13 protein-coding genes are annotated in these 16,142 nt (G+C 30.6%); 9 read left to right on the forward strand and 4 right to left on the reverse strand.

The window, feature by feature from the left end; all coding sequences use genetic code 11:
- Window position 1: 1 nt before the first annotated feature.
- The 3 genes from nikB to AC4PG3_RS01985 all read right to left on the reverse strand — a co-directional run bounded on the left by nikB (window position 2) and on the right by AC4PG3_RS01985 (window position 3,088).
- Window positions 2–928 (reverse strand): nickel ABC transporter permease, encoded by a 927-nt coding sequence (gene nikB / locus AC4PG3_RS01975; protein ID WP_492197406.1) that lies wholly within the window; start codon window positions 926–928, stop codon window positions 2–4.
- 69 nt (window positions 929–997) lie between these two features.
- Window positions 998–2,605: an ABC transporter substrate-binding protein gene (locus AC4PG3_RS01980; RefSeq protein WP_492197407.1), complete on the reverse strand. Its 1,608-nt coding sequence runs from the start codon at window positions 2,603–2,605 to the stop codon at window positions 998–1,000.
- A gap of 291 nt (window positions 2,606–2,896) precedes the next feature.
- A complete protein-coding gene (locus tag AC4PG3_RS01985; RefSeq protein WP_492197408.1) occupies window positions 2,897–3,088 on the reverse strand; it encodes a YwbE family protein in 192 nt (63 codons plus the stop codon).
- 237 nt (window positions 3,089–3,325) lie between these two features.
- On the opposite strand from AC4PG3_RS01985, the gene AC4PG3_RS01990 reads away from it, so the two are divergent.
- Complete coding sequence (locus AC4PG3_RS01990; protein ID WP_492197409.1) at window positions 3,326–4,969, forward strand: M20/M25/M40 family metallo-hydrolase; 1,644 nt, start codon at window positions 3,326–3,328, stop codon at window positions 4,967–4,969.
- Between the two features lie 92 nt (window positions 4,970–5,061).
- A complete protein-coding gene (locus AC4PG3_RS01995) occupies window positions 5,062–6,459 on the forward strand; it encodes an MATE family efflux transporter (protein ID WP_492197410.1) in 1,398 nt (465 codons plus the stop codon).
- Window positions 6,460–6,490: 31 nt separating this feature from the next.
- Here the strand turns inward: AC4PG3_RS01995 and AC4PG3_RS02000 are convergent, their stop codons facing one another.
- Window positions 6,491–7,117 carry a copper homeostasis protein CutC gene (locus tag AC4PG3_RS02000; protein WP_492197411.1) on the reverse strand — a complete coding sequence of 209 codons (627 nt, stop codon included), beginning with the start codon at window positions 7,115–7,117 and terminating at the stop codon, window positions 6,491–6,493.
- 164 nt (window positions 7,118–7,281) lie between these two features.
- Here AC4PG3_RS02000 and AC4PG3_RS02005 point away from each other — a divergent pair, with 164 nt between their 5' ends.
- The 7 genes from AC4PG3_RS02005 to AC4PG3_RS02035 all read left to right on the forward strand — a co-directional run bounded on the left by AC4PG3_RS02005 (window position 7,282) and on the right by AC4PG3_RS02035 (window position 16,140).
- The gene (locus AC4PG3_RS02005; RefSeq protein WP_492197412.1) at window positions 7,282–8,070 is read left to right on the forward strand and encodes a nitrilase-related carbon-nitrogen hydrolase; all 789 of its coding nucleotides are present in this window, start codon (window positions 7,282–7,284) and stop codon (window positions 8,068–8,070) included.
- A gap of 85 nt (window positions 8,071–8,155) precedes the next feature.
- On the forward strand, window positions 8,156–9,634 hold the full coding sequence (locus AC4PG3_RS02010) for a methyl-accepting chemotaxis protein (protein WP_492197413.1): 1,479 nt from the start codon (window positions 8,156–8,158) through the stop codon (window positions 9,632–9,634).
- A gap of 292 nt (window positions 9,635–9,926) precedes the next feature.
- Window positions 9,927–11,243, forward strand: a complete 1,317-nt coding sequence (locus AC4PG3_RS02015) for an aspartate kinase (RefSeq protein WP_492197414.1) — start codon at window positions 9,927–9,929, stop codon at window positions 11,241–11,243.
- A gap of 13 nt (window positions 11,244–11,256) precedes the next feature.
- On the forward strand, window positions 11,257–12,231 hold the full coding sequence (locus tag AC4PG3_RS02020) for an aspartate-semialdehyde dehydrogenase (RefSeq protein ID WP_492197415.1): 975 nt from the start codon (window positions 11,257–11,259) through the stop codon (window positions 12,229–12,231).
- A gap of 180 nt (window positions 12,232–12,411) precedes the next feature.
- Entirely contained in the window at window positions 12,412–13,581 is a 1,170-nt protein-coding gene (locus AC4PG3_RS02025; RefSeq protein WP_492197416.1) for a cation diffusion facilitator family transporter, read from the forward strand.
- A gap of 106 nt (window positions 13,582–13,687) precedes the next feature.
- Window positions 13,688–14,743 carry a copper amine oxidase N-terminal domain-containing protein gene (locus tag AC4PG3_RS02030; protein ID WP_492197417.1) on the forward strand — a complete coding sequence of 352 codons (1,056 nt, stop codon included), beginning with the start codon at window positions 13,688–13,690 and terminating at the stop codon, window positions 14,741–14,743.
- A gap of 185 nt (window positions 14,744–14,928) precedes the next feature.
- Window positions 14,929–16,140 (forward strand): homoserine dehydrogenase, encoded by a 1,212-nt coding sequence (locus AC4PG3_RS02035; protein WP_492197418.1) that lies wholly within the window; start codon window positions 14,929–14,931, stop codon window positions 16,138–16,140.
- Window positions 16,141–16,142 lie beyond the last annotated feature (2 nt).

Genomic DNA, 16,142 nt, shown 5'->3' on the forward strand with positions numbered 1-16,142 from the left:
TTTAAGAATATTGACTTCTAATACGTGGGTCAACAAAAGCATAAATAATATCCACAATTAAATTTACCAGTGAAAATGCCACTGTAAATACAATTATACATCCTAAAACCGTAGGGATGTCTCGACCCTGTATTGAGTCTATCATCAATCTACCAATTCCAGGAAGTCCAAATACTGTTTCCGTAAGAACAGAACCTCCTAACAGGGAACCGATTTGTAATCCCGCAACTGTGATTGTTGGTATTAATGCATTTCTAAGGGCATGTTTTCTAATAATTGTATTGTATGGAACTCCCTTACTTCTCGCAGTTCTGATATAGTCCTGGCGAATAACCTCAAGCATTGAAGACCTTGTAACTCTTGCAATAGCCGCCATACTTAAGAATCCTAAAGCAATTCCTGGCAGAACAAAAGACTTCCAAGAGGAGGCTCCTGAAACTGGAAACCAACCTAATTTAAGAGAGAAAAATAGTAGTAACATTAGCCCGAGCCAAAAGACTGGAATAGAAACTCCTATTAAAGCTATAAACATAGTAAGACTATCAATCCAAGTATTTTGCTTAACAGCAGCAAAAATACCTAAAGGAATAGAAATAACTACGGCAATCGCAATAGCTAGTACTGCTAACTTTGCCGTTGTTGGTAGTCTTGATTTAATTTCTTCCGCCACACCAACTTTGGTTTTATAGGATGTCCCCATATCTCCCTGCAATAAACCTAAAAAATAATTTTTATACTGAATTAAAACATTGTCATTTAAACCTAATTCTTCTCTCAATTCCTCTATAGCTTCAGGAGTTGCCTGTTCTCCAAGGATTGTTTTAGCAGGATCCCCAGGTGCCATATTCATTATTAAAAATACTATGAAAGTAACTCCAATAATAACGGGAATAAGATAAAGAAAACGCTTAGTTATATATTTCCACATAAGTCCTCCTTGTCTGCTAATTTATGCCACTCCATCAATGTTCATTGATGAAGTAGCATAAATTAATTATTATTTCCAACTCCACTCTTGAACTCTAAAAGATCCACCTGCAGTTATAAAAGTATTATCTAAGTTAGCTTTATGCGCACTTATTATATAATTCTGATATAAAGGCGCCTGATAAGAGTTCTCGTTTAATATTTTAGAAGCTTCTTCAAGAATCGATTTTCTTTCTTCTTGATCTATAGTTTTCGAAGCTTTATCTATTAAAGCATCAAGCTCTGGATTATTTGTTCTAGTTTTATTAGAAGCATCTATATTACTTGAATGAAATACACCTTTTAGATAGCTAACCATATCATTAGAAGTGTATCCACCTATAAATCCGGTGAAATTACCGGCTGCTGTTTCTGATAGATAAGTTGCTAAGTCCATTGAGCTTAAAGTAGCGTCGATACCAATTTCTTTTAAATTAGCTTGTATAACTTCTCCAGCTCTTCTTTTTGTATCATTTGAACAAATTATATCAAGTTCAATTGTAGAAGGATCTCCACCCCAAGCATCCATGTGTGCTTTAGCTGCTTCTAAATCATAATTGTCAAAACCTTCAGGAGAGAATCCTAATAGTCCTTCAGGTGTTTGCCCTTTAGTGGGAATGCCTGCATCATTTAATGCCACAGTTATAACGTCGTCTCTATTGATAGCACTGCAAAGTGCTTTTCTTACATCTAAGTTATCAAAAGGTGCTTTCTCATTATTTACAGTTAACCAGTTATGAGAAACACTAGGTACTTCCAAAACTGATACATTAGAATTTGCCTTAAGACTGTCTAAAGATGTTGAATCTAATTCAATAATATAATCTATCTCACCAGATTCTAATGCTATAGTACGAGAAGATCCCTCAGGTATAATTTTCCATACAATATTTTTAATACTCGGAGCACGATCAGGATCAAAATAATCTTCATGTGCTGTAAATTTAAGTTGCTCTCCTCTAGTCCACTCTACAAATTTATAAGCCCCTGTGCCGATAGGATTTGTATTAAAATCGTTTCTAGCATCTATCAAGGCTTTTGGCTTTATATAATTACCGTGGTGACTTAAATCATAAAGCAAAGCAGCAGAAGCTCCATCAGTAAATATTTTTAATGTTAAATCATCAACCTTCTCTGTATCCACTACTGATGTTGTATAAGTACGCACATCTGGCTTTGTTTTAGCTTCTTTTAATGTAGCTATTACATCATCTGATGTTACAGTACTTCCATCATGAAATTTAATACCTTCATGAAGAGTCATAATCCATATGCTTTCTTCTCCATTTTCATCTTTTTCCACGGTATAATCTTTTACAAGATCTGGAATAGGATTTAAATCATCATCTAGACGAAATAAACCATTATAGGTTAATTTATTTACATAATCTCCAGCAACTGCGTTGTGCCCAGCTGGAGATAAAGAAGGAGTTTCATCAGCTGTAGCAATTACAACTGTGTCCTTATCTATAGCTGGTCCTGATTTAGTATTATCAGATGTTTCTTGGACAGTTTCTTCACCATTAGTAGATTGTTCATTAGCAGATTGTTCATTATTAGAATTAGAGCATCCAATAACTGATACTGCCAGTGCAAAAATAACTAGCATAATTAATAAATTTCTTTTTGTCTTAAACATATTCCACCTCTTTCTATTTTTATCTAAACAATTAGGAAAAACTACCTTTATCCTCTATAGTAGAGGATAAATTTTGTGAATTTAATGTTTTTTATCACCTCAATTACTTTTATATTAGGATATAATATACTATGTACAAGTCTTGATAATTATGATAAGAATAGAATAAATTAAGGTTAAAAAATTCTAGAAGCATAATGAAAAGATGGAAACTACCTAGTTTAAAAAATGGCACAAAATAGGGACAAATGGTTAGTCCATTTGTCCCAAAGTATTTACTTTATTTATATATCACATAATTTCCTGAACTCTTCCAATCTTTCCGCTTTCAAGTCTGACTTTTATACCATGGGGATGAGTTTTAGAATTAGTAAGTATATCCTTTACAATCCCTTCAGTTAAATCTCCAGATCTTTGATTTTGCTTTTCTACAATTTTAACCTTTATCCCTATTTTTATATTGCTTCGTGTTTTACCGTCCATTTTAAAACTCCTTTTATCTTAATTTGTTTCTTAAATATATTTTAATTAGGTCTTTTTAATTATAATATAAGTATCATTATAATAATACCACTATTTATAGTAATTTATGCTTATGAAATTCATAAAAAATTTATAGTATTAATGTTATACTATATAAGTAGTAGCAATATAATATCTCAAATATTAAAGACAATTGGAATAAGGGGCTACTCTTTGTTTCAAAAAAGGGGAGAGATTATGAATTTAGGAAAAGAAATAGAATTAAGTTTATTACAATATGTAAATACAAAAACTCACACTAATTCAAGTCTAGAAAATAATAATATGGTATTTTTTAAAAAATGGTTTAAGCAGGTAGATTATTTAAAGGATAATCCTGATAAATATGGTTTTTTTGAAATAGAAAATGACTATTTAGATAGAAAAATCCCTTGGGCTCTATTAAAAGGAGAGGGAGAGGACACTATTATTCTAATTCATCATACAGATACTGTAGATACTAATGATTTTGGAAAGTATAAAGATTTAGCATATACACCTAAAGAATTAGAATATATGTACAAAAAGGAAAAAATACAAATAGATGAGGATTCTAAAAAAGATTTAGAAAGTGGAGAATGGATATTTGGAAGAGGAGTAGCAGATATGAAGGGTGGAGGTGCTATTCATCTATCCTTGTTTAAAAAATATTCTCTTGATAAAGATTTTAAAGGGAACCTGCTTTTATTAGCTCTTCCAGATGAGGAAAACTTATCAGCTGGAATGAGGGGAGCAGTAAACTTACTTAAAAATTTAAGGAGTAAATTTAAGTTAAACTATATTTTAACCCTAGATGCAGAACCACATGAGAGGGAAGATGATAATTTTCCAACTATATATGATGGTTCCATAGGAAAGATAATGCCTGTGATATATGTAAGGGGAAAGTTGACTCATGTAGGTCAAATATTTCAGGGGTTTAATCCAATAAATTTACTATCAGAGATTATTAGAAGAACTGAATTAAACAAAGACTTTATGGAAAAAGTGGGAAATACAGTAACTCCTCCACCTACTTGGTTGTATATGAAGGACAACAAAAATGTCTATGATGTATCCCTGTCAATGTCAGCAATGGGATATATGAGTATATTAACTCTTAGGAATTCTCCAAAAGAGATTTTTGACAATTTAAAGAAAATAAGCGAAGAAGCATTTGTTGAAGTAATAGATAAGATGAATCAAAGCTATATGGAATACAATACTCTAGAAAACAAAGAAGGAAAAGATTTAGAATTTAAACCCAATGTACTATTCTATAGTGAATTATATAAAATGGCCATGAGAGATTCGGGAAATAAATTTAAAGAAGAAATTACCATTTTAAATTTAGAAATAAAAGATAAATTTGAAAAAGATCAATTGACAATGGTAGAAGGAGTAAATCTAATAATAGAAAAAACTTTAGAGTTTGTAAATGATCGTCTTCCTATGGTTGTCATAGCATTGGCACCACCATACTATCCACATGTGCACAATATGGATTTAAAAGATTCAAATGAAATAGATAAAATTTTAAAAGAGATAATGGAATTTTCTAAGGACAATTGGGATCAAGAGTATAAAATTAAAAATTATTATACAGGAATAACAGATTTAAGCTATGGAATGTTTACCTTAGATAGTGAAAATATAGGCTATATTAAAGAAAACATGTTGATGTGGGGAAATGTATATAGCATAGATTTTGATAGCATAAAGGATATAAGTACACCAGTGTTAAATATAGGACCTTGGGGAAAGGACTTCCATAAATATACAGAAAGAGTATATAAGGAAGATTTATTTGAGAGAACACCTAGAATTACAGAATTACTTATAAAAAGGCTATTAAAGAATTAAAAATATATATTTTATAAAATAATTAATTTATATTTGCCTTCTAGATAATATTATCCTAAGTGATATAATAATATTATTTAGGAGGTGTTTTTTTGAATGATGTATATGAAAATAGAAGAGAATTCTTATTAAATAATAATAATTTATATTCAAATGTATTTTATTTGGCTTGGCCTATAATTATACAGTCCCTTTTACAAGTTTCTATTGGAACTATAGATATAAAGATGGTGGGGTCCCTAGGAGTAGATGCAATATCAGCCGTTGGGACAGGTAGAAATATTATTATGCTTATAATGGTATTAGTAATGGCTGTATCTACAGGAACCATCGCCATGATCTCAAGATTTACTGGGATGAATGATGATAGAAATGTATCTATTAGTGCAGGCCAAGCATTTTTCTTAAGTTTATTGGCATCAGCTTTTATGATACCCTTAGGGCTTATGACAAATGAATGGATTTTACATATATTAGGAGTAAATGATGAAGTGCTTATTTTAGCTAAAGAATACATGTCAGTATTTTTTATATCAATACCATTTTTTCTGTTAAACTTTATGGCAAAGTCTATTTTTCAAGGGGCAGGAGATACAAAGACACCTCTTATTATAGACATAGTTATGAATGTGGTTAATGTACTTGGTAATTTTGTATTTATATTTGGATTTTGGATATTTCCAGAAATGGGGGTAAAAGGTGCAGCTATGGGTACTTTTCTAGCTAGAATAGTTGGAAGTACTTTAGGATGGGCTGCTTTAATGAGTGGAAGGTTTGTGGTTAAAGTAGATTATAAGGATATGATAAAGCCAAGATGGGCAGTTTCTAAACAAATACTTAGAATAGGTCTTCCGACAGCTTTTCAAGGATTATCTAGAAATATAAGTACATTTCTTATCTTTGCAATACTAGCAAGAACTCTAAGAGCTGATGCTGCAGTACCAGCTTATATAATAGGAACTAATTTAAACCAATATGCCTTAATGCCTGGACTTTCTATAGGAACTGCATCTGCAACACTTTCAGGAATGAACCTAGGTGCGGGTAAAAAGGAGAGGGCAGAAAAGACTGGAAAGGTTTGTGCAATACTAGGGGCAAGTATTATGGCAGTGCTTGCTTTTGTCCTGGTGATATTTTCTACACCTTTTATAAAATTTTTCTTAGATGAATACAATGGGGAAGTAATAGAAATAGGTAAGACTTTCTTAATTATAATAGGATTATCTGAGCCACTACATGGAGTTACAATTTCACTATCAAGAACTATGCAAGGGGCAGGTTATACTAAATATCCTTTTTTAGTAACCCTAATAACTTGGTTAATTATGAGAGTTAGTTTAAGCTATTTATTTGCCTTTGTATTCAATTTCCAGTCCACAGGTGTCTGGATGGGAATAAGTATATCTACAATTATGTCAGGCATACTTATGTGTATAGTTTTTAGAAAGGGAATTTGGAAGGATGTAGCCATAGAAGATGCTACACAATGATAAGAAAAGCTATGGATTTTCCTAGCTTTTCTTATTCTAGGGCACCTACAATTTTAGTACCATGGACTTCTTTTACTCCTGTTTTTTCAACTATAGCTTCAAAGTTTCCCTTAGTAATTCCACCACCAGCTAAGATAGTTATCCTATTGTCAGCATACTCTACTAGTGACTTCAAACTATCTAAATTTTCAGGGGCAGGTTTTATGCCACCTTTAGTAAGTATTCTATGTATACCTAAATCAATTAGCTTCTCTATGGCCATTTTTTTATCTTCTATAAGGTCAAAAGCCATATTAAAAGTTACCTCCATATCTTTAGAGGATTTGATAAGTCTTTTTATAGTAGGCTCGTCTATTTGATTGTCCTCAGTTAATGCACCTATTACAACTCCAGGGATTCCTAAACTTTCACATATTTCTATATCTTTTTCCATCACTTCAACTTCTTCTTCACTAAATACAAAGTCTCCACCTCTAGGACGGATAATTACAAATATGGGTATATTTAAATTTTCCTTGGATATTTTTATAGCACCTAGGCTAGGAGTAGTGCCTCCTTCATAGAGATTGTCACATAATTCTATTCTATCTGCTCCTAATTCCTCAGCTCTTTTAGCTTCTAAGTAATTGCCTACACAGGCTTCTTTTAATATAGTCATAAAGATCTTCCTTTCTAATACATATATTCTATTTTAACACATAGAAGGATTAATGGGTATTAATCTTTGGTAAAATTTCTAATAAAACCCAATATGAGTTGGCAAATAGTGGCCAATACATTACAATATAGGGAATAGACCTAAATTTATTTTGGAGGAGTTAGATGAAAGATACAAGGATAGCTCTAGTACAGATGGAGTCTAAATTAAATAATAAAGAACTGAATTTAAAAAAGATAAGAGATTATATAAAAAAGGCATCAGAAAAAAATACAGATATTATATGCTTTCCTGAGGCATGTATAAATGGATATAGCAAAGATGCATCTCCCATAACTATCAGTGAAAGAGAAGAATTATCACAAATTTTCAAATCTATTTCAATAGAATGTGAAATTACAATATTAGTAGGGTTTATAGAAGATAATCCTAACAATATGCCGTATATTACTCATATGATATCTACTCCAGATGGGAAAGTAGATTATTATAGGAAAAGTCACCTAGGGAAAAGTGAAATGGATTACTTTTCAAGTGGAGATGATTTACCAGTTTTTAAAACACCGACGGCAATTATAGGGATTCAAATTTGTTGGGAGACTCATTTTCCAGAAATCTCTACAATAATGAGTTTAAAAGGTGCAGAGATAATCTTTACTCCATTTGCTTCCCCGATAAAGTTAAAGAAAAGAAAGGATATTTGGATGAAATACTTACCGGCAAGAGCATATGATAATACAATTTTTGTAGTAGCTTGTAATCAAAGTGGAACTTTAGCTATAGATCCAAAAGGAAATTTAATTAAAGAAGATTTTAATGAGGGAGAAAGCATATTGTTTGTAGAGCTGGATTCAAAAATAATAGATAATATAAAGGATACAAAAAATACCAGTATGTCAGGTAGACACTATATAAAATATAGAAGGACTGATCTATATAAAGATATTTTATAATATTACATATTTCGACAAATAAAAAGATTAATATAATTTTAACAGGGTATATTGTAAGAGTCAGAATAATAGGAGGAATAGAAAAGTGTTAAATAAGATAAAGAGTAAAGATTGTAAAGAAAAAGAAGGAATACTGGAATTTATAAATGGAACAATTAAAGGAAAGCCTAGCAATTCAGTAAATACTAAGAACAAAGAATATAATGATATGTTAAATAAATTTGAAAAATTAGTAGCAAATGAAAAGAAAATGGCAAATTCTGCTAAAAAAATATTAGATATTGCAAGTTCTTTGAGTGATTTTGATGTGGGAATGTCACATATTTCCTATCAGTTAATGGATTTTGCAAAGGAGATGGCAATTTTAAGCCAATCTAATTTAGCAATAGTTGAGGAAACAACAGCTGGTATGTATCAGGTAAATGAATCTATAAATAGCACATCCGAAACCCTAAGGAGTTTGTCAGATGAATCAGAGCTATTAGTAAAGAAAAACGATGAAAGTATAGTTCTTTTAAAAGATATGGAAGAAATAAAAGAAAACGTGGAAAAGGACACTTCAGATTTAAATGATAAATTCAAGCAATTAGTAGAACTTTCTGGAGAAGTATCTCAAATAGTAGAAAGTGTACAACAAATAGCAGATCAAACAAATTTACTTGCTTTAAATGCAGCTATAGAAGCTGCTAGGGCTGGAGAACATGGTAGAGGTTTTGGTGTTGTAGCTGAAGAAATAAGAAAGCTTGCTGATGATACTAAGGAGAACTTAAGAGGTATGGGTAAATTTTTAGCTAGTATAGGCACTGCTACAGAAGAGGGAACAAATAGTTTAAACAGTACTCTAGTCTCTACAAATGCCATGAGTGACAAAATTGACATAATAAGTGATACTGTAAATAAAAATGTCCATATGCTTAAAAATGTTATAGGTGATGTAGAGAGAATTGATGCATCTATGGAAGATATAAAAGTTGCTACAAATGAGATAAATCAGGCAATGGATGAATCAAGTAAAGATGCAGAGAGATTAAGCAATATGACAGAGAGTATTCATAATGAAGCTGCAGAAAGTGTAAATTTTGCTAAGAAGATATCTAATATAGATGATGAACTTTCAGATATTATAATAGAGTTATTTAAGGGTTTAAAGGGAACTGAAAATGCCATGGCAAATGATGAATTGATAAGTATAATTAAAAAGGCAAGGGGATCCCACATAAATTGGATGGAGACTTTAAGGAAGATAAAAGATGAAATGAGGATTCACCCTATACAGATAAATTCAAATAAATGCTCCTTTGGACATTTCTATAATGCTGTGAATATAACTCATCCTGATATAAAAGAAGATTGGGAATCCATAGATGAAACCCATCATAATTTTCATGCACTAGGTGGTAAAATATTAAATCAAGTAAAGGAAAACAATAAAGGGGCAGTAGAAAGCCTATATGAAGAAGCAATTCTTAAATCAAAAGAGATGCTAAAGAAACTAGAGAATGTAGAAGAAAAGGTAAATATATTAAAAGAAAAAGGAATAAATATTTGTAGAGGAAGAGAATAAATTTAAAAATTCTGCTTGACTTTATATAAGCAAAGTTGTAAAATATTTAAAAGCTTTGAATAGGAAGAGTAAATTTTTTAAGATCACAAGAGATGGAAATTCACCGGCTGAGAGATTTCCTTGATGCACTAAATTGAAAACCACCTATGAGCTCAATCCTGAATTTAGTAGGGAATTGCGTAAGCTTAACGTTAAAGCATAAACCTTTTATTTGGGTGGAAACAAGATTATTACACTTGTCCTATTTTTGGATAAGTGTTTTTTTTACATAAAAAACTAAAGGAGGGAAAAGATGAAAGATGTAATAGTAGCAAAGTTTGGCGGGAGCTCCCTTGCAGATAGTACACAAATACAAAAAGTGAAAAATATAATAAAAGAGGATGAAAATAGAAGATATATAATACCTTCAGCTCCAGGAAAAAGACATAAAAGAGATCACAAAATTACTGATTTGTTATATATGTGTTATCAATTAGCATCTCACAATCTAAATTTTGACGATGTATTTAATATAATAGAGGATAGATTTATCTCGATTTGTAGAGAACTAGAATTAGATATAAAAATAGAGGAAATATTATCAGAGATTAAACATAATATAGTTAATGGGGCATCTAGAGATTACTGTGCAAGTAGAGGAGAATACTTAAATGGAATTATACTTTCAAAATATCTAGATTTTGAATTTATAGACCCTAAGGAGATTATAGTTTTTGATAATTTAGGTCAGTTTGATGGGGAAGCTACACAACAAAAGATTAAGACTAAATTTAAAAAAGTATCCCATGCAGTTATACCAGGGTTTTATGGTGCTAAATTAGATGGAAGCATACAGACATTTTCAAGAGGTGGATCTGATGTAACAGGTTCTATAATCTCAAGGGGAGTAGATGCAAAACTATATGAAAACTGGACAGATGTATCAGGATTTTTAATGGCAGATCCAAGTATAGTAAAGAATGCAAGACCTATAAAGAGTATTACATATAGGGAATTGAGAGAATTATCATATATGGGGGCTCCAGTTTTACATGAAGAGTCTATATTTCCAGTTAAGAAGTCAGGAATACCTATAAATATCAAGAATACTAATGCACCAGAAGATCCAGGTACTATTATAATAGATGACCTAAGTCCTAGGAGTAGTTTTGGAACTATAACAGGAATAGCAGGGAAAAAGGACTTTACAGTTATTTCCATAGAAAAGACCTTAATGAGTAGTGAAAGAGATTTCTTTAGGAAACTTATATCTGTATTTGAGACAAATGATATACTAATAGAACATATGCCATCTAGTATAGATTCAGTATCTGTAATAGTATCTACCCATGAACTAAATTCAAAGTTAAAGAAAGTAATAGAAGAAATAAGGATTTACTGTAATCCAGATAATATAATAGCATACCCAAATATGGCCCTTGTAGCAGTAGTAGGTAGGGGAATGATAAATACTACAGGAGCATCAGCTAGAATCTTTAAAGCTCTAGCAAATGCAGATGTAAATATTAGGATGATATCACAAGGTTCAAGTGAGTTAAATGTAATAGTAGGGATAGAAAATAGTGATTTTGAAAAGGCAATAGAAAATATATACAATGCTTTCGAATAAGGAGGAATAAAAAGTGGAAAAATATAATTTAGCAGTGGTAGGAGCAACAGGTTTAGTAGGAAGTACTATATTAAAGACTTTAGAAGAAAGAGATTTTCCAATAGATAATATTTATTTTTTCTCATCTAAAAAATCAGCAGGAGAGAAAATAAGCTTTATGGGAGAGGACCATATAGTAGAAGAATTAAAGGAAGACTCCTTTAAGAGAGAGATAGATTTTGCTCTATTTGCAGCAGGGGGAGCAGTAAGTGAAAAATATGCTCCTATTGCAGTAGAAGATGGAGTTATAGTTATAGATAATAGTAGTGTATTTAGGATGCACAAAGAAGTTCCTCTAGTAATTCCAGAGGTAAATCCAGAGGATGCAAAGAAACATAAGGGAATAATTGCAAATCCAAATTGTTCTACTATTCAATCAGTACTACCATTAAAATCATTACATGAAAAATTTAAGATAAAAAGAATTATCTACTCCACTTATCAATCTGTATCAGGTTCAGGTCTAGGTGGTCTAAAAGATTTAGAAGATGGTGGCATAAACTGTTACCCTTATCAAATTCAGTTTAATGCAATTCCTCACATAGATGTATTTTTAGAAAATGGATATACAAAAGAAGAAATGAAGATGATAGAGGAAACTAAAAAGATACTAAATGATGATAGTATAAAGGTCACTGCAACTACTGTTAGAATACCTGTAAAATATGCCCATAGTGTGGCAGTAAATCTAGAATTCGAAAAATCTTTTGATGTGGAAGATATATTCAAGATATTAGAAAAAGAAGAAGGCGTAATTTTAAAGGATGATATAAAAAATAATATATATCCTATGGCAATAAATGCTGAAGGCACAGATGAAGTATATGTTGGTAGAATTAGAAGAGATTTTAGTGTTGAGAATGGTGTAAATATGTGGGTAGTAGCTGACAATATAAGAAAAGGTGCAGCTACAAATGCAGTACAGATAGCAGAATTACTAACTAAGTAAAAATTAAAATAATAAATTTGAAGGATGCTTTTAACTAAAGGCATCTTTTAAATTTGCTTGAATGTTTTTTTGTTAAATAATGGGGGTATAAAATAGATAATATTGAATTAAAAGGGAAAACCTATATAATAGTAGATGTGAAATATAAATATACAATGTATTGGATTTGGAGGAAGAATTTTGACAAATTTTTTATTGAAACTAACAGTTAAGTCAGAGGACTATAAAGATGAAAATGTAAGAACCAAGGTAGGCTATCTTGCAAGTATTGTAGGACTTATATCAAATATAGTTCTAGCTATACTTAAACTTAGCATAGGGTTTGGTATATCTTCAATAGGAGTTATAGCTGATGGCTTTAATAATTTAATAGACAGCTCTTCATCTATAATAACCCTCATAGGATTTAAATTATCAAGTATGCCTGCAGACAGGGAACACCCCCATGGGCATGGAAGAGCAGAGTATATAGGGGCATTAATTGTATCTTTTTTAGTAATATTTATGGGACTTCAATTTATAAAATCTTCTATAGAAAGGATTTTAAATCCTACAATAGTAGAGTTCCAAATGATACCATTTATACTATTAGTTTTGTCTATTTTAGTTAAGATTTGGTTGGCTATATTTAATAAAGACTTGGGGATGAAGATAAATTCAAAGAGCTTAAAGGCAGTCTATGCTGATGCACTAGGAGATGTTCTGATTACTTCAGTGGTTGTATTATCTATATTTTTTGGACAATTTACTACACTTCCAATAGATGGAATTATAGGAGTAGTTATTTCACTACTCATATTGTATTCAGGCTATAGTCTTGTAAGAGAGACTATTAGTCCCCTTATAGGAGAAGCTCCGTCAAAAGAATTACAAAAAGCAATATCTAGAGATGTACTATCTCTAGATTATATAACAGGAGTTCATGATTTAGTAATCCATACTTATGGAGAAGGTAGGACTATGGCTATAATAGATGCTGAGTTTCCAAGTAATATAGATATGTTAAAGATACATGAGGTAATAGACAATGGAGAAAGAGATATTGGAGAAAGATATAATCTAACTCTAGTGATCCATATGGATCCCCTAGGTCCAGAGTCAAAGGAGAGGTACCAACTTAGAAATAAGATAAAACATATTATAAAGGAAAAAGCAATATATAAGTCAATGCATGATTTTCAGATATTAGATGAAAGTGATGAAAAAATAGTCGAATTTCATATTGTAGTAGATGGAAACCTTTTGGAAAAAGAGGATACTCAAAAGATTATTAAAAAGGAAATAGAAGATTTAATTAAAGATAGATGTGAAAATTTGGAATGTAATATAATAGTAGATATAGAATATTGAATTGTAACTTTATTGTAAATCTTATGTAATACCCTCTTAATAATATTTTGATAGTATGTAGATAGACGAAATGCAAATAGGTATAATATTGAAAGGATGATACAATATGAGTACAATGAAGAAAGTAGCAACTCTTTTATTGGCTTTTTCTTTGGTATTTACTCCTGTAGCAATGAATGCAGAGGATATGGAAGAAAATGTAGAGGTAAAATTAATAAATCAAGAATTAGATGAAGTTGAATTAGATGAATATATTACTTATGAAGGGCACATTGTAAATGTAAACGATAAGGAAGACAGTATATCTATATGGGTACAAGAGGAAGATAAAGATAATCCTCAAGAAGGTACAATATTTCATATAAATGAAGATGTATTTCTTCTAAGTGATAAAACTATGGATAAAGTTGAAAAAGATTATCTAAAAGAAGGCATGGAAGTTTTAGTTTATTATGAGGGAAATACTCCTATGACTATGAGCTTGCCACCTCAAATAACTCCAGATGGGATAGTAGTGAGGGAAAATAAAAATTTAAGATCTATTAAGGTATCTAAGTTTAACGATGAATTAGTAAGTTTAGACAATCAACTAAAATTAAATATACAAGATGATACAATAATTGTAGATCAAAATGGAGAAAAACTAGAAAAAGAAGATTTAAAAGACGAAGATTTATTAGTCTTTTATAGTGTAACAACTAGAAGTATACCAGCTCAAACTAGTCCTCATACAGTTATTGTTTTAAATGATACTGATGAAGATTTAGAATTAGAGGAAGCCATTACTGTATTTGATAAAATTTCAATAGATAAAGAAGATGAAGAAAAAACAGTAAAAGTATTGGAAAATGAAATCTACAAGAATGAAGATAATGTATTAATGGTTTCTCTAAGAGAAATTGGGGAGACTTTAGGATATGAAGTAACTTGGGATGCAGAAAATAGAGCAGCAGAACTTACTAAAGGAGCTCAATGGACAAAAGTAGTAATTGGTGAAGGAACTGTTGGAGAAGATAATTATAATTTTGCAAAAAGAATCGTAAAACTTGGAGCTTCTCCAGTGTTAAAGGATTCTACAACTTATGTACCTGTAAACTTTATAGAAGAAGTTTTACAAATGGATGTAAGTATAGAAGATGGTATGTTAAAAATAGAAGAATAATTAAAAATTAAAGTTTTGAATTATAATTTTAATACACTTAAAAGTCATTAGTAAGTTTGGCTTTTAAGTGTATTTTTTAGATTTACATTTATATCTATAAATTCTAATTTTGAAAATACACTTTAATTCTCTGGGCTATTGATGTATAATAGTACAAATATTTAAAATACATAGGAGATGAAAACATGATAGATATAGGAATACTTGGCCTAGGAACTGTAGGTACGGGAGTAGTAGAAATACTAAATAGCAAAAGAGAAGAATTGAAAACCCTTTTGGGAAAAGATATAAATATAAAAAAGATATTAGTTAGAAATAAAGATAAAAAAAGAGATGTAGAGTTAAATGAAGGAGTTTTAACTGATAATTTTGATGAAATTTTAAAGGACAAGGATATCGATATAGTAGTTGAATTAACTGGTGATTTGGAAAAGAGCTATGAATATATTACAAAAGCTTTAAATGAAGGAAAGCATATAGTTACTGCAAATAAGGCAGTAGTATCAAAATACTTTGAAGAACTTTCTGGGTTAGCAGATGAAAAAGGAAAGGCTCTTTTATATGAGGCAAGTGTAGGGGGAGGAATCCCTGTATTAAAACCATTAAAAGATCATCTTGTATTAAATGAAATTCAAGAAGTACAAGGAATTTTAAATGGAACTTGTAACTATATCTTGACTAGAATGATAGACGAAGACTTAGAATATGAAGCAGTTTTAAAAATAGCTCAGGATTTAGGATATGCAGAAGCAGATCCTACTGCAGATGTAGAAGGTCATGATACCTTAAGAAAGTTAAGAATACTAGGGACTCTTGGATTAAAGGGGAAAATTAGAGAAGAAGATATTATTTTAAGAGGGATAAGTAGTATTACAAAGCTTGATATAGAAAATATAAAGAAAATAGATTCAACAGTAAAATTAATAGGTGAAGTAAAAAAGGTAGGAGATGGATTTACTGCAACTGTAGAACCTATGATAGTAAAAAACAGTCACTATTTTTCTAGTGTAAATATGGCTTTTAATTCTGTAGCATTTAAGGGAGACAATGTAGGAGAATTAAAGTTTTATGGACCAGGAGCTGGAAAACTTCCTACAGCAAATGCAGTTTTAACAGATGTAATAGATATTATAAAAGATGATCATTTTAAGACAAACCCTCTAGGAGATAGAAAACTACAAAACTTAAATAATGATATAAAGGGACAATACTATATAAGAGTTCCAGAAGAAGAGGGAATTTTAGAAGAATTAAACTTTGCTGCTAAAAAGATAATTTCTCCTAAAGATGATATTATAATAGTTACAGAAGAAGTTTTCTTTAAAGATATTATAAAGATAATAGAAAAAAGAAATATAGACAAAAAAGATTACTTTATAGCTAAAATTTTAGATTAAGG

The sequence above is a fragment of the Tissierella sp. QWL-11 genome, from assembly GCF_058683765.1.

What these genes read in the sequence shown, in the direction of transcription:
- AC4PG3_RS02015 (WP_492197414.1), top strand. Translation starts at nt 9,927, where the DNA reads ATGAAAGATGTAATAGTAGCAAAGTTTGGCGGGAGCTCCCTTGCAGAT.
- AC4PG3_RS01990 (WP_492197409.1), top strand. Translation starts at nt 3,326, where the DNA reads ATGAATTTAGGAAAAGAAATAGAATTAAGTTTATTACAATATGTAAAT.
- AC4PG3_RS02005 (WP_492197412.1), top strand. Translation starts at nt 7,282, where the DNA reads ATGAAAGATACAAGGATAGCTCTAGTACAGATGGAGTCTAAATTAAAT.
- AC4PG3_RS02000 (WP_492197411.1), bottom strand. Translation starts at nt 7,117, where the DNA reads ATGACTATATTAAAAGAAGCCTGTGTAGGCAATTACTTAGAAGCTAAA.
- AC4PG3_RS01985 (WP_492197408.1), bottom strand. Translation starts at nt 3,088, where the DNA reads ATGGACGGTAAAACACGAAGCAATATAAAAATAGGGATAAAGGTTAAA.
- AC4PG3_RS02035 (WP_492197418.1), top strand. Translation starts at nt 14,929, where the DNA reads ATGATAGATATAGGAATACTTGGCCTAGGAACTGTAGGTACGGGAGTA.
- nikB (WP_492197406.1), bottom strand. Translation starts at nt 928, where the DNA reads ATGTGGAAATATATAACTAAGCGTTTTCTTTATCTTATTCCCGTTATT.
- AC4PG3_RS02030 (WP_492197417.1), top strand. Translation starts at nt 13,688, where the DNA reads ATGAGTACAATGAAGAAAGTAGCAACTCTTTTATTGGCTTTTTCTTTG.
- AC4PG3_RS01980 (WP_492197407.1), bottom strand. Translation starts at nt 2,605, where the DNA reads ATGTTTAAGACAAAAAGAAATTTATTAATTATGCTAGTTATTTTTGCA.